Here is a 12,189-nt window from a genome sequence, read left to right as displayed (position 1 = left end):
GAAACACATCGAATCACCCTGGCGGCCACGCAGAGACAGTCTGGCGATACCCACGCGGAACCCCGCTGCGCCACACAAGATGATGGCTGCAACTCCCCTTGCCGGACCCCGCCGGCTTGACGCCCTCCCGCTCCTCCCCAACAATAGCCCCCGCGCCGCAGCAATCGCGGCGCTCGGGATTGGTCTCCTGAATTGTGCTACCGTCGCGGATCCGCTGTTTCCACAGCGTATCCGCGGCCATTGCTTTGCCTATTCGGGCGGGCCGTGGCAAGTGGCGCCCTCGCGGGCGCGCCGGCTTTGTACGGTAGCACACCGGTAGACCAACTCTTGTCATGTGCCCGCCCTGCCGCCTTGCGGCCGGGCCCTTCTGCTCAGGAGGTTGCAAATGGTAAAGCTTGTCCGTCCGGTGCTAGGCATCGAACTCTCTCCGTCCACGACTGAAACTCAAGATGTCCATCAGAACGCCTCTCCACTCCCCCCGCTAGGGCCTCGCTCCCGTTACCGGTTTGCCGGCCCCCACGCCAAAGACCTCAGCCTGCCCTTCATCCGCCGCATCAAAGGCCGCACCTATCCGCATTACTGGCAGCCGGCCGAAGCCAAGGATGAATGTGAAGCTCGCGCCTTGGGCCATCAGTACGCGGCTCACTTGGCGCAGATGCTGAAACTCAACCGCCAGCACTCCGCGCGCGGACTGCTGTTCCGCATCGCCAGCGATATGGATTTCAGCGCCCGCGGCCACCGCCGCCGCATGTGCAAGAGCTTCTTCAACTATCTGGAGCTGCTGTTGAACCTGGGGGTGGAACAGGTGGACCTGCCGAGGCATGTGGAGGCGGTGAACCGCCTCCATCTCAGCCTGGATGAGTTGGAAGCCTTGCCGCGTAAGTTGGGGCGGAAGAAGAGGGGGTAAGTCTTCCGGTGTTAAAAAGGGGGCCCCTGATGAGATCGATTGGGGGCCCTTCTGTACTCCGCGTTCTCTCAGAGTGTTGAAGTGCTTTCTTTGGCCGTGGATATAATGATGGGTTTTTGAAAGCGAGTTCGGTCTCAAGGTTTTTGATTTACGTTTCCATAAATTCAATAGAACCGTAGAGAAAGAGTGATATCCAAAGAAATGAAAAAATCCTTGATTATTAACTTGATTGTGGCTGCTATTGCTGTCGCGGCTACCTCCTTCTATTTTATGCGTCAGGTTCCTGGCTTTTGGGGGGAGCATCTGGAGCTGAAAAAATTTGAGATCATGAGCGCTACGCCGACTGAGGTGTACGAATCTTCTGAGCTAAGCAAGGCAAGCTTTAAGGTGAAGAAGGGAGATCAATGCTTTTATATAAAAGAAGGTAGCTTTTCTTTTGGTGAAGTAACGGCGGATATGGCATGGTATAAAAAATTGATTATCATCTGCCCGGAAAAAGGTATTGGCTGGATTGAGAATGGAAAGTGATGGACGATCTCTCCTCTTATCTGGCGGTATTAGCCGATAGTGATCTATTTGGCACATTGGCTTTGATCTGCTTGAGCGTTTTCTTGTGTGGTCTTTCCCGAAGGGTGCGGGAGTCCAAGCAGTATGTCTGGCTGGCAATGGGGTGCTTGCTGTTCATGCCGATGCTACATTTTGTTGGAACGTACTTTATCAATGCTGTGAGGTATTGATTTTATTGAGTCATTGTCGCTCCCCTGATGATCAGGCAGCTATCTGAGAGGCCGTGTGCTGTGATGCCGGCGCATTGGAAGCCTTACCATGGAGGCGCGCCGCGCAATGAAGGGGGAGCCGGGGAGGGCTTCGCCAGAAAATAGCTGCATCCATATCCAGCAAACCGGGGCGTTTCGGTTGACACTCCCCCGCTGAACTGAGACCCTTCCCGCTTCCATTTTTTTGTTATTGCTCGCCATGAAAATCACCGCCAACACCGCTGTCACCCTGCGCATGAAAGTTACCGACAGCCAGGGCCTGGTTTACGACGATGGCAAGAAGCCCGTCTCTTACCTGCACGGCGATTACGACAACCTGTTCGCCAAGCTGGAAGCCGCGCTGGAAGGCCAGGAATCGGGATTTCAAACCACGCTGGAACTGGCTACCGAAGACACCTTCGGTGAACGCGACGAAGCCCTGGTCACCACCATGCCCAAGTCGGACTTCCCGCCCGGCGTGAAGGTCGGCGGCCAAATCCAGCGCATCGGCCCGGATGGCGAGCCGCGTTACTACTTCGTTACCAAGATCAAAGGCCCCACGGTATTGTTGGACGGCAACCACCCGCTGTGCGGCAAAGCCCTGCGCTTTGTCGTCAAAGTGGTGGATGTACGCGCGGCAACGGCTGAGGAAATCGCTCACCAGCATGTGCATGGCGAGCACGGGCATCAGCACTGATTCCCCCGCTTCATACAGACAAAGCCCTCCCCATTGGGGAGGGCTTTGTTTTGTCTGGAGTCTGGCGGTTTGGGTGGTGATTGGTTGCTGAGATGAGGAGGAGGTGAATTAGAGAGGGCTACTATCAGTCCAAAGTAGTGGGTTGAGGCAAATTTGTTAAGCGTCTCTAACTCGGCCAAAGCTGCCTTTCGATAAAGGAATGGGTAACGGCTGGTTTGCACAGAATTCCGGACACACTCCACAGTTGTAAAACAGTTAAGGCATTTCATTCGGCGTAGCTTACGATCAAGATACTCTTACCTATGTTTCGCCCACCTCATAGATCATAATTACCACTGTCAGCATTTGCTGGGACAGCTAATTATTTTTTAGCTATTTGCCATCGATAAAGCCAGAAAATAACCCCTGGAGCCATGATGAAATATACTGTCACTCGTACAAGGCCAATGAATTCAAGTGAAACAAATGCTCTATTAAGAGAGTTTTCGGACGAGTGTGTTGCCATGTTGAGTGCAAGGGAAATCGATTGGTAAATATTCCCCAAGCCCATTAATAATAAATATGAAAATACTAAAAATGTAAATTTGGCCTCAATGTTTTTATGAAAATACAAGAGAAAAATAACTGGCATAAAAATAGAAATGGACTCTATTATTTGTATTGCGTATTGGCTGATCATTTTCCTAACCTAAGCTTGCTAGCGTACATAAATGCGAAGTACTGTATTGGTTAATGTTTCTGTCAATCATTGATGCGCCTAGGTAATGAAATTTCTCATCTGAGTTCCACGTGACTAGCATGGCACTTTCGAGCCGCAGCTTATCCCGAAACTCCAGACCCACTAGGTGGTTTTTGATGACTAGATATGCTTAGTTAATACATGGTTTTCTTCATGGCTTATTAGAGTCCATCATGACTGCCTTTATTTGGTCAAGGCAATTACGCTGCATATACCCAACAAACCAGTCTTTCTGTTTGGTTCGGAGTGGTTCAATATCAGGGTCAAGCATTAACCCTTGTATGCATGTCTGGCTATCAATTTTTTTCAAAGCCTCAATTTTGAGCAACCACAATTTCGCATTTTCAATATCACCAATTTGAATATAGCTGGTTGCGATGTTGTAGAGATTTATTTTATCACTCAAGTCGCCCAATTTGAACGCCTCAATGCTTTCCATTAAAGTTTCTTTGCGTTCTGAGCTGGATATTGAAAGCAATTGCCCTTTCTTTCCGAGTGCGATGCCCAATGGTTCCAAAATAGAACTTCGATCTTTCGCTTTCTTCAGTCCTGCCTTGGCAGAATTTATGGCCTTATCCAACAATAGCAGCCTTTCTTCTACTTTGTTCGCGTATTCAGAAGAATCAATGTAAGCATGGGCGGAAAAATAGTATGCCATGCTCTTTCCATGCTTAAATTCGTCTTTATCATTTTGCAGATAGTCACGTACCAAGGTATCCGCTTCTTTGAAGGTTGCATTAGTGTCAGAGCCATCACTCAATAAAGCTTGAATCATCAAAGTTTGAGCCAATTTCAATTTGGCATCATTGTACATATAAGCACTAACTGGTTGGTGTTTTATGTAATAACCAATCCCTTTAATCTCATTTTCAAGCAATGCCTTTTTGCAAGAAACTTCTTTCACTAAAGGAATCCAATCAAGTCCATCAAAGGCCATATATTGTGCAAAATCTAAGCTAATTCCTTTTTTAAGATTGCCATGATTTAGTTCGATTAAATTTTGGTAATTAAGCATTTCTTTATAGTTTGAGCACCCATATTTAAGCCGATTAAGCATTGCTCCGTAATCGACCTTGTCCTGAGCAAAGGTTGTTCCAAAACAAAAGCACAATAATAGAGCACAAAAACGAGCTAGTAACATTTTTTCACCACATTGGACTTGTAATAAATATCTTGAAGCACTGAAGGTTAGCACAAATGCCAGATGACAGCAGCGTCAGCCACAAGAACAGAGAGAACCGAATAAATAACAATATTGGACGTTGATTTTTTAAAGATGCGGTACCACGAATGGCCGCCTTGGTTGTGAAAAAGAAGAGAAATATCAAAAAACACAGCAAGTAGCATCATAAATATCAAAAATATCCAAGTGGATTGACGGTAATTGAACATCTCGCCTTCATGGATTCACTTTGCATGTCGAGTATAAAAAATAACCTCACAAAATAATGCGACTGACCAATCAAATACTCTTCCCATAAAACCCTAATTAAGATTGGCCCCATAGGCCAGAGATCCGCTCTAGCCGTAGTTAAGCGATCTGACTTTTTTGGGCTGACAGCCATATAGACTGTAGATGGATTGATTATCACCTTGGTTGCATGCTGTCGCAATCGTCAGGAGCAACCTGTCTTTGCAAAAGTACATGAAGGGTGGCATTGCTAACAACACCAGCCGTATTGATCAGAACTGTAGCTGTCTGCTTTGACCGAATAGCCGAACAACAGCACGTCCCACCACAAATCCTTCATCATCTCCTAATCAAACCCCCGCAGCCACCTTCTCCAAACTCGGCAAGGTATGGGTATACAGCTTGGCCAAGTCCTTGGGGCTGGCGATGGTTTCAAAATGCTCCATCTTGATGGCCAGGAATTGCCCATTGCTGCCATCGCGCACTTCACCCACTTCCAGCGCTTTCAGCGCGCTGATCCAGTACCAGTTCTGGCCCATATTCCCTTTGTCACAGTAGGCGTACCACAGCGGCAGGCGGAACAGCCGCTCGAAGGTGAGCGCTTTTTTGAGTTCTTCTTCCAGGCTGAGGGTGAGTTCGCCGCGCGATGGGGTGTAGTTCTTGGCGTCGATGGCGATCATGCCCAGCGAGGGTAGCAAGAGCAGAAAGTCCGGCCGCTTGGCCGTGCCATGGAATAGGGTGGCGAAGCTGTTCTTGTTCTGGCAGATGCCGACATAGGCCAGCTTGTGCTGCTGGAACCAGGCGTTCAGCGCTTTCTCGCCCTCATGGCCTTTTTTCTCCGCCGCGCTTGGAGCGGGCTTGGCGGGAACGGAGGGCTGAGCCGCGGCTGGTGGCGGGGTCGGCGTGGAGGGTTGCGCCGGTGCTGGGCTAGCGGGCGGGATGGAGGCTTGGGGCTGGATTGGCGCTATTGCTTGCGGCGGTGTTGGCACCGCGTTTGGTTGTGTGGCTGGAACTGCTGCCGGTGTAATCGGCTGCTGTGGGGGACGAGGCTTGAAAATATTTGCGAGGGTGAATGCCATGATGTCGTTTGAATTGGTGATTTAGAAAAGGATGGGACGGCTAGCCGGTTTGTCGCGCCAGGTCTGCCTGATAGGCGGCGTCGCGGTCGTCGAACAGGCCGATGTGTACCAGGCGGGCAATGATGGCACCGCGGCTGCGGCCCAGTTGCTTGGCGATGGCCTGGCTATCCGGCTGGGCCGGGCTGTGCCACAGAGTTTTCAGTTGCTGGTCGTCGGCCACGGTCCAGACCGCGCCTTGCTTGTCTGCCGTGGGCGGCGCAGCGGGTTTGGCCGGCGGGGTTTCCGTGGCGGCGGGCACGTCCCAGAGCGGCGGCAGTTGCAGCGCTTGCATGCGCGCGTTGTCGGCTTGCATCGCCGCTTGCTGGTGTTCGTACAGCCCTAGGCGGACCAGCCGCGAGACGATGGCAAGCGGGCTGCGCCCCAGTTTTTCCGATAGCTGGCGCACCGGCGCGGGGGAGGCTTCCCATAGCATGCTTAGGCGGTTGTCTTCGGCTATGGTCCAGCGCTGGCCCTGGCGCGCGCTGCCGGGAGCCGGCTGCGGCTCGGGCGCGGTGGGCGGGTCCGCGGCGTGTTGTTTGGCGACGCGCTTGAGTTGCTCGTAATACAGCGCGCGCGCCTTGTCTAGCGCCGGGTCCTTGGGGGTGCCCAGCGGGTCGCGCCGGCCGGCCGGGTCTAGGCCCAGGACCAGTTGTTCGACGATTTCGAGTTCTCTCATAGGGATGCCCGGAGCCGGTCTCGCATTGCTTGCGGGGCGGGTGCCGCCGTGGATAGGCCATGTTATCGCCGCGGCTGGGTTGTATGCAAATTGAGTTTGCGGCGCGCGCTTTAAGCTTCGATTTCTATCAGGGTGGGATTGGCTGCGGCGGCGGCCTGTTCCAGCGCTTGGTGCAGCAGCGGTTCCGGGGTGCCCAGCGCCAGGGTTTCGGCGCGCCAGCCGTAGGCGCGGGCCAGCGCCGGGAAGTCCGGGGTGTAGAGATCCACGCCCAGCGGTTCCATATCGGCGGCGCGCATCGCGCTTTTGATTTCGCCGTAGCCGCGGTTGTTGAGCAGTAGCACGATCAGGCGGGCGTGGGTTTCCATCGCGGTGCCCATTTCCGCCAGGGTGAACTGGAAGCCGCCGTCGCCTGCCAGGCAGAGCACCGGCCGGTCCGGTTCGGCCAGCGCGGCGCCGATGGCGGCGGGCAGGCCGTAACCCAGCGCGCCGAAGCCGACGGAGGCGTTGAACCAGCTGTTGCCGCGCGGCGCGCAAAAGCCCAGGTTGCCGGCGTAGACCAGGCGGGTGGAGTCCCCCACCCAGCGCGCTTGCGGCAGGATGTCGCGCACGCGGTGCAGCCAGGCCAGATCGGCCGCGTGTTCCGGTTCCATTTCGGCGGCGGCCAGGCGGCGGGTGGCGTCGGCGCGTTCTTCGCCCTGGCGGGCGGCGTCGGTCAGTTGCAGCGTCAGCAGCTGCAGGGTTTCTTTGGCGTCGCCCAATAACGGCAGGTCGGCGCCGCGGCCGCGGCAGAGTTGTTCCGGGTCGATGTCGATGCGGATCAGCGCGCCGGGCAGGCGGAAGCCGCCGTCCACGTACATGTCGAAGTCGGTGGGCCCCAGTTCGCAGCCCACGGCCAGCACCACGTCGCTGGCGGCGATCAGGCGGCGCGCGGCCGGCAGCGAGGGGCTACAGGACAGCGCCAGCGGGTGGCCGTCCGGCAGCGCGCCGCGCGCATTGATGGTCATCAGCGCCGGCGCGTCCAGCATTTCCGCCAGCCGGCTCAGTTGCGGCGCGGCCTGGCGCGCGCCGCCGCCTATCAGCAGCAGCGGCCGTTCCGCGCTGGACAGCAGGCGGGCGGCGCGGTCGATGGCGGCGGGGGCGGCCGGCCCGCGCAGCAGCCGCATCGCCGGCGCTTGCGGCGGCGGCAGGCCGTCGGCGGGCGCGGCCATCAGGTCCAGCGGGATTTCGATGTGCACCGGGCGCGGGCGGCCGCCGTCGAACACGGCGAAGGCGCGCGCCAGCACTTGCGGCAGTTCCGCCGCCGCGGTCAGGGTGTGGCTGAAGGCGGCGATCTGGCTGGCCAGCGCGTGTTGGTCCGGCAGTTCGTGCAGGTGGCCGTCGCCGGAGCCCAGCTTGCCGCGCGCGTTGACGCCGGAGATCACCAGCAGCGGGATGGAGTCGGCGTAGGCCTGGCCCATGGCGGTGGCGATATTGGTGAGGCCGGGGCCGGTGATGACGAAGCAGACGCCGGGCTTGCCGCTGACGCGGGCGTAGCCGTCGGCCATGAAGCCCAGGCTTTGTTCGTGGCGGGCGGCGATGTGGCGGATGCCGCTGCCGGCCAGACCGCGGTAGAGCTCGATGGTGTGGACGCCGGGGATGCCGAACACGGTGTCGACGCCGTAAGCCGCCAGCCAGGCGGTGAGGTAGCTGCCCAGGGTCATGCGGATTCCTTTTGTCTTGGCGCGGCGGCGCGCAGTTGGCCGGCGAAGCGGGCGATGCGGCGGCAGGCTTCGGCCAGGCGTTCGTCGTCCACCACCAGGCCCAGGCGGATGAAGCCGGCGGCGGTGGGGCCGAAGGCGGCGGCGTCCAGTACGGAGACGCCGGTGGCTTCAAACAGTTTCCAGGCGAAATCCCCGGCCTCCAGGCCGCAGCCGCGCACGTCCAGCAGCAGGAACATGCCGGCTTCCGGCAGCGGGCAGTGCAGGCCGTCCACGCCGCTGAGCAGGCTGTGGGCCAGGTCGCGCCGCCGCTGGTACAGCGCGCGGACGGGGTCGACGAAGGCGTCGTAGTCTTGCAACGCCAGCAGCGCGGCTTGCTGGATGAAGCCGGGGAGGCCGTAGAGCATGCACAGGGCCAGGGTGCCCATGTGCTGGATCAGCGGGCGCGGGCCGACGGCCCAGCCCAGCCGCCAGCCGGCCATGGCGTGGGATTTGGACAGGCTGCCCAGGGTCAGCGTGCGCTCGGCCATGCCGGGCAGGGCGGCGATGCTATGGTGCGGGGCTTCGAAGCTGAGGCCGGCATAGACTTCGTCGGCCACCACCCACAGGTCGTGGCGGTGGGCCAGCGCCGCCACCGCGGCTAGTTCGTCCGGGCGCAGCGCCGCGCCGGTGGGGTTGCAAGGTGTGGCGAGGAAGATCGCGCGGCTGCGCGGGGTGACGGCGGCTTCCAGCGCGGCCAGGTCCAGGTGGAAGCCGTCCGCGGGCTTGACCGGCACCGGCACCAGCTCGGCGCCGCTGGCGCGGATGCTGGCTTCGTAAGTCAGGTACATCGGTTCCGGTACCAGCACTTCGTCGCCGGCCTGGCACAGGCAGAGCGCGGCGGAGAACAGGCCGTTTTGCGCGCCGGCCACTACGATGACGTTGTCGGCGTCCATCTCCAGGCCGGTGGCGGCGGCGTGGCGGCGGGCGATGGCGGCGCGCAGGTCGGCGCGGCCGTCCACCGGGCTGTAGTGGGTATCGCCGTCGCGCAGCGCGGCCACCGCGCGTTCAATGATGGGGGCCGGGGTGGCGAACTCGGGGTCGCCCACGCTGAGGATGATCACGTCCTCGCCTTGGGCGGCGGCTTGCTGCGCCGCCAGGTGGATATTCCAGGCATCGACGCGTTCGCCGGCGATGCGTTCGACCAAGGGGGAAAAGCGCATGGAGGTCTCCGTAACAATGGGGTAAGGCGGCACTGGAACCCGTTTTCAAGACGGGATCACCTTCGCGCAGCAGATCGTAAACAGGCTCTTAGAATGCGGTGCGGACCGGCAGCCTCCTCTCCAGCCGCAGGAAGACCCGTTCTATCAGCCAGGCCAGCGCGAAATAGATCAGCGCCACGGTCAGCAGCGGTTCGTAGGTGCGCAGGGTTTGCGCGCGCACCAGATTGGCCGCGCCCAGCACGTCCATTACCGCCACGGTGGAGGCCAGCGCGGTGGATTTGAGCAGCAGCACGGTTTCGCCGGCCAAGGACGGCAGCAGGATCAGCAGCGCGCGCGGCAGCCAGATGCGCCGCGCCATGGTCAGCCGCGGCATGCCCAGCGCGCGGGCGGCTTCCAGTTCGCCCTTGGGCACGGCGGCCAGGCCGCCGCGCACTACTTCGCCCACATAGCCGGCCACGCTCAGCGCCAGCGCCAGGGCCACGTACCAGAAGCCTTCGCGCAGATAAGGCCACAGCAGGCTGTCGCGCAGTGCCGGAAAACCGGCGAACAAGCTGCCCAGGCCGTAATAGAGCACGTAGATCTGCACCAGCAACGGGGTGCCGCGGATCAAATTGGTGAAGGACAGGCTGAGCCAGGCGAGGAAGGGCTGGCGGGACAGCCGGGCAAAGCCCACCGCCACCGCCAGCGCGAAGCCCAGGCCGCCGGAGAGCAGCAGCAATTGCGCGGTGACGGCGACGCCGCGCCAGAGCATGGGGCCGTAGTCTTGCAGCCATTGGAAGTTCATGCGGGTCTCCCGTTCACAGCGCCGGTTGCCAGCGGCGGAAGCGGCGTTCAATCAGGCTGAAGCCGGCGTTGGACAGCAGGGTCATCAATAGGTAGATGGCGGCCACGGTCAGATAGAACAGCAGGTACTGGCGGGTGGAGCCGGCGGCCTGCTTGGTGGTGAACAGCAGTTCGCTGTAGCCCACCACGCTGATCAGCGCGCTGTCCTTGATCAGCACCAGCCACAGATTGGCCAGGCCGGCCAGCGCGTAGGGCATCATCTCCGGCAGGATCACGCGGCGGGCGGTCAGCCAGCGGCCGCAGCCGAAGGCGCGCGCGGCCTCGATGTGGCCGTGCGGTATCGCCTGCACCGCGCCGCGCATGATTTCCGCCGCGTAAGCGCCTTGCACGATGCCCAACACCACGATGGCGGCGGCGAAGCCGTTCACCTCCACCTGCGGCTGGCCCAGCAGCGCCGCCAGCGCGTTGATGGCGTCGCCGCCGGCGTAGTAGAGCAGCAGGATCAGCAGCAGCTCCGGCAGCGAGCGGCACACGCTGGTGTAGGCGTTGGCCAGCCGTTTGAGCAGCGGGTGGCCGCCCAGTTTGACCAGAGCGGTGGCCAGGCCGATGACCAGGCCCAGCGCGAAAGCGCCCAAGGAGATTTCCAGCGTGACCACGGCGCCTTGCAGCAGGGCGGGGCCCCAGTCGCGGACTACGGCGTCGTAGGCTTGTTGCAGTGCATCCAGCATATAGGCTCTCCCTGGGGCGGCTCAGGCGGGCGGGCGGGTCGCTGTCACTTGGCGTCCGGCGAGATGTTGACCTTGAAGTATTTCTTCTGGATGGCGTCGAAGCTGCCGTCGGCGCGCAGTTGCAGGATGGCTTGGTCGAACTGCTGCTTGAGCGCGACGTCGGCCTTGCGCAGGCCGGCGCCGATGCCGGGGCCGAACAGCGGGTCCTTGGGCGCCAGTCCTTTGGATTCCAGGCCGGCGCCGTCCTTGCCGCCGAGGAAATCACTAGCGGCCAGCGCGTCCAGCAGCATCAGGTCCACGCGGCCGGCGACGAGGTCGGCGTTCAGTTCGTCCTGGGTGTTGTAGTAACGGATGACGGAGCCGGCGCCGTAGTATTTCTTCAGGAAGTTGGCGTTGGTGGTGGCGGATTGCACGCCCAGGGTCTTGCCCTTGAGGCCGGCCGGGCTGAGGACGGCTTTCTGGCCCTTGGGGCCGACGAACTCGGAGGCGGTGTAGTAATAAGGCAGGCTGAAGGCGATGACTTTTTCCCGCTCCGGGGTGATGGACATGGAGTTGAAGATCACGTCTATCTTCTTGCTGTTGAGCGCGGGGATGATGCCGTCCCAGGACACTTCGGCGATCTGGCAGCTTTGCTTGAGGCGCTGGCACAGCTTGCGTACCAGTTCCACTTCAAAGCCGCTCCATTGGCCGTTGCTCTGCTTGATGGTGAACGGCGGGTAGGGTTCGGCGGCGATGCCGATGCGTAGCGGGTTGGCGGCCGCGGCGGCACAGTACAGGACGGCGAAGGCGGCGATGAGGGCGCGGAATCGGTTCATGGGGTTTCTCCCTGGGTGTCAGGCGTTGACAAACTGGCGGCAGCGTTCGCTGCGCGGCGCGGCGAAAACCTGTTCCGGCGGGCCGGCTTCCTCGATGCGGCCCTGATGCAGGAACAGCACTTTGCTGGACACTTCGCGAGCGAAGGCCATTTCATGGGTGACCAGCAGCATGGTGCAGCCTTCATCGGCCAGCTGGCGTATCACCCGCAGCACCTCGCCCACCCGTTCCGGGTCCAGAGCGGAGGTGGGTTCGTCGAACAGCATCACCGCTGGCCGGGTGGCCAGCGCGCGGGCAATGGCCACCCGCTGTTGCTGGCCGCCGGACAAAAAGGCCGGATAGGCGTGGCGCTTGTCCGCCATGCCCACTTTCTCCAGCAGCGCCTCGGCCAGCGCCACCGCTTCGGCGCGCGGCTGGCACAGGACGCGCACCGGCACCTCGATCAGGTTTTCCAGCACCGTCATGTGTGGCCATAGATTGAAGTTCTGAAACACCATGCCCAGCCGCGAGCGCAGCCGGTCCACCTGGCGCGGGTCGGCCGGCGCGCGCCGGCCGCGTTTGTCGGTGCGCAGGGCGATCTCCTCGCCGGCGATCAGCACTCGGCCGTCGTCCGGGACTTCCAGCAGATTGAGACAGCGCAGCAAGGTGCTCTTGCCGGAGCCG

13 protein-coding genes are annotated in these 12,189 nt (G+C 60.0%); 4 read left to right on the top strand and 9 right to left on the bottom strand.

The annotated features are described in order from the left end of the window. The first annotated feature begins 385 nt into the window (after positions 1–385). The 4 genes from VI26_RS24600 to VI26_RS14190 all read left to right on the top strand — a co-directional run bounded on the left by VI26_RS24600 (position 386) and on the right by VI26_RS14190 (position 2,359). Positions 386–907, top strand: coding sequence for a hypothetical protein (locus VI26_RS24600; RefSeq protein ID WP_156183888.1), 522 nt, complete (start codon positions 386–388; stop codon positions 905–907). Between the two features lie 201 nt (positions 908–1,108). Then, positions 1,109–1,435 (top strand): hypothetical protein, encoded by a 327-nt coding sequence (locus VI26_RS14200; RefSeq protein ID WP_156183887.1) that lies wholly within the window; start codon positions 1,109–1,111, stop codon positions 1,433–1,435. Then, positions 1,435–1,644 (top strand): hypothetical protein, encoded by a 210-nt coding sequence (locus VI26_RS14195; protein WP_048410415.1) that lies wholly within the window; start codon positions 1,435–1,437, stop codon positions 1,642–1,644. Before VI26_RS14200 ends, VI26_RS14195 begins: the two co-directional genes overlap by 1 nt. Before the next feature lie 238 nt (positions 1,645–1,882). Further along, positions 1,883–2,359: a peptidylprolyl isomerase gene (locus VI26_RS14190; RefSeq protein WP_048410490.1), complete on the top strand. Its 477-nt coding sequence runs from the start codon at positions 1,883–1,885 to the stop codon at positions 2,357–2,359. Between the two features lie 890 nt (positions 2,360–3,249). Here the strand turns inward: VI26_RS14190 and VI26_RS24595 are convergent. The 9 genes from VI26_RS24595 to VI26_RS14140 form a co-directional block, all read right to left on the bottom strand. After that, positions 3,250–4,239: a hypothetical protein gene (locus VI26_RS24595; RefSeq protein ID WP_156183886.1), complete on the bottom strand. Its 990-nt coding sequence runs from the start codon at positions 4,237–4,239 to the stop codon at positions 3,250–3,252. A 620-nt stretch (positions 4,240–4,859) separates the two neighbouring features. Further along, complete coding sequence (locus VI26_RS14175) at positions 4,860–5,498, bottom strand: hypothetical protein (RefSeq protein ID WP_197081477.1); 639 nt, start codon at positions 5,496–5,498, stop codon at positions 4,860–4,862. Positions 5,499–5,628: 130 nt separating this feature from the next. Beyond that, positions 5,629–6,303, bottom strand: a complete 675-nt coding sequence (locus VI26_RS14170) for a hypothetical protein (protein ID WP_048410412.1) — start codon at positions 6,301–6,303, stop codon at positions 5,629–5,631. A gap of 110 nt (positions 6,304–6,413) precedes the next feature. After that, complete coding sequence (locus VI26_RS14165) at positions 6,414–8,003, bottom strand: 5-guanidino-2-oxopentanoate decarboxylase (protein WP_048410411.1); 1,590 nt, start codon at positions 8,001–8,003, stop codon at positions 6,414–6,416. Continuing rightward, positions 8,000–9,202: a pyridoxal phosphate-dependent aminotransferase gene (locus VI26_RS14160; protein WP_048410410.1), complete on the bottom strand. Its 1,203-nt coding sequence runs from the start codon at positions 9,200–9,202 to the stop codon at positions 8,000–8,002. The genes VI26_RS14165 and VI26_RS14160 overlap by 4 nt, the downstream gene beginning before the upstream one ends. 88 nt (positions 9,203–9,290) lie before the next feature. Then, complete coding sequence (locus VI26_RS14155) at positions 9,291–9,986, bottom strand: ABC transporter permease (protein WP_048410409.1); 696 nt, start codon at positions 9,984–9,986, stop codon at positions 9,291–9,293. A 13-nt stretch (positions 9,987–9,999) separates the two neighbouring features. Beyond that, positions 10,000–10,713 carry an ABC transporter permease gene (locus VI26_RS14150; protein WP_019101254.1) on the bottom strand — a complete coding sequence of 238 codons (714 nt, stop codon included), beginning with the start codon at positions 10,711–10,713 and terminating at the stop codon, positions 10,000–10,002. Positions 10,714–10,757: 44 nt separating this feature from the next. Further along, positions 10,758–11,528: a transporter substrate-binding domain-containing protein gene (locus VI26_RS14145; protein WP_048410408.1), complete on the bottom strand. Its 771-nt coding sequence runs from the start codon at positions 11,526–11,528 to the stop codon at positions 10,758–10,760. Positions 11,529–11,546: 18 nt separating this feature from the next. Then, positions 11,547–12,189: ATP-binding cassette domain-containing protein (locus VI26_RS14140; RefSeq protein WP_048410407.1), on the bottom strand; the 643-nt coding region annotated here is incomplete at its 5' end.

The sequence above is a fragment of the Chromobacterium sp. LK1 genome (assembly GCF_001043555.1).
Classification (GTDB): Bacteria; Pseudomonadota; Gammaproteobacteria; order Burkholderiales; family Chromobacteriaceae; genus Chromobacterium; species Chromobacterium aquaticum.
Note: the sequence above shows the minus strand (reverse complement) of the source record. Positions and strands in the feature narration are given on the sequence as shown.

Excerpts from the sequence above, each read along its gene's own strand:
- VI26_RS24600 (WP_156183888.1), top strand. The coding sequence starts at position 386 with ATGGTAAAGCTTGTCCGTCCGGTGCTAGGCATCGAACTCTCTCCGTCC.
- VI26_RS14200 (WP_156183887.1), top strand. The coding sequence starts at position 1,109 with ATGAAAAAATCCTTGATTATTAACTTGATTGTGGCTGCTATTGCTGTC.
- VI26_RS14195 (WP_048410415.1), top strand. The coding sequence starts at position 1,435 with ATGGACGATCTCTCCTCTTATCTGGCGGTATTAGCCGATAGTGATCTA.
- VI26_RS14190 (WP_048410490.1), top strand. The coding sequence starts at position 1,883 with ATGAAAATCACCGCCAACACCGCTGTCACCCTGCGCATGAAAGTTACC.
- VI26_RS24595 (WP_156183886.1), bottom strand. The coding sequence starts at position 4,239 with ATGTTACTAGCTCGTTTTTGTGCTCTATTATTGTGCTTTTGTTTTGGA.
- VI26_RS14170 (WP_048410412.1), bottom strand. The coding sequence starts at position 6,303 with ATGAGAGAACTCGAAATCGTCGAACAACTGGTCCTGGGCCTAGACCCG.
- VI26_RS14165 (WP_048410411.1), bottom strand. The coding sequence starts at position 8,003 with ATGACCCTGGGCAGCTACCTCACCGCCTGGCTGGCGGCTTACGGCGTC.
- VI26_RS14160 (WP_048410410.1), bottom strand. The coding sequence starts at position 9,202 with ATGCGCTTTTCCCCCTTGGTCGAACGCATCGCCGGCGAACGCGTCGAT.
- VI26_RS14155 (WP_048410409.1), bottom strand. The coding sequence starts at position 9,986 with ATGAACTTCCAATGGCTGCAAGACTACGGCCCCATGCTCTGGCGCGGC.
- VI26_RS14150 (WP_019101254.1), bottom strand. The coding sequence starts at position 10,713 with ATGCTGGATGCACTGCAACAAGCCTACGACGCCGTAGTCCGCGACTGG.
- VI26_RS14145 (WP_048410408.1), bottom strand. The coding sequence starts at position 11,528 with ATGAACCGATTCCGCGCCCTCATCGCCGCCTTCGCCGTCCTGTACTGT.